This window comes from Nitratireductor sp. ZSWI3, assembly GCF_024655565.1.
Lineage (GTDB): Bacteria > Pseudomonadota > Alphaproteobacteria > Rhizobiales > Rhizobiaceae > Nitratireductor.
On record NZ_JANKOF010000206.1, the window covers coordinates 1 to 828 of the forward strand.

The window sequence follows — 828 nt, forward strand, 5'->3', positions numbered from 1 at the left end:
ATGGATCGACATTTAGCGCAGCCAGATCATTGCAGCGGCGAGGAATGCGAAGCCTGCGAAGTGGATGGTTCGCCGTTCGTAGCGTGTTGCGAAGCGTCGGAAGTGCTTGAGGCGGTTAAAGCATCGTTCGATGCGATTGCGATGCTTGTAGACGGCCGGATCGTGCGGGATGGCGATTTTGCGCGTGCGGTTTGAAGGGATCACGGCTTCGGCGCCCATCTGAGCGATAGTCGCGCGCAAGGCATTGCTGTCATAGGCTTTGTCGGCCAGCACAGCTTCGCCTGCCTGTCCTTCGAGGAGGGCAGCAGCCTGGGTGACGTCACCCACCTGGCCGGCGGTGATGATGAAGCGCAAAGGACGGCCGAGCGCATCGGCAAGCATGTGGATCTTGGTGGTCAGTCCACCTCGGGAACGCCCCATCGCCTGATCCTTTGCCCCCCTTTTCCGCTCGCCGCCTGCTGGTGCGCGCGAACGATGGTGCTGTCGAGCATGAGATATTGGTTATCCCGGTCCGCAGTCAGGGCTTCAAATACCCGCTCCCACACACCGGCATGGCACCAGCGGCTGAAGCGGCGATGTACCGTCTTCCATTTGCCATAGCGTTGCGGCAGGTCGCGCCAGTGAGCACCAGAGCGCAGAACCCAAAGACACCCGTTCACGAACAATCGGTTATCTGACCCCGTCCGCCCCCGATCGCCGGCCTTACCCGGCAGCAAAGGCGCAATCCTCGCCCATTGCGCCTCGCTCAATTCATACCGCTTCACGCCCATTCATAACCTCCGCTCAAATCGCGGAACCCTATGAATCAGCACTCAACCCGTTTGGGAA

At 60.4% G+C, this 828-nt stretch carries 1 protein-coding gene; it reads right to left on the bottom strand.

Annotation, left to right across the window (positions count from 1 at the left end; all coding sequences use genetic code 11):
• Positions 1 to 12: 12 nt before the first annotated feature.
• Positions 13 to 770, bottom strand: a protein-coding gene (locus NUU27_RS25425; protein WP_257765075.1) for an IS5 family transposase whose coding sequence is annotated in 2 segments (ribosomal slippage) — positions 13 to 446 and positions 446 to 770 — 759 coding nt in all. Because the reading frame shifts where the segments join, the coding sequence is not laid out codon by codon here.
• Positions 771 to 828: the final 58 nt, after the last annotated feature.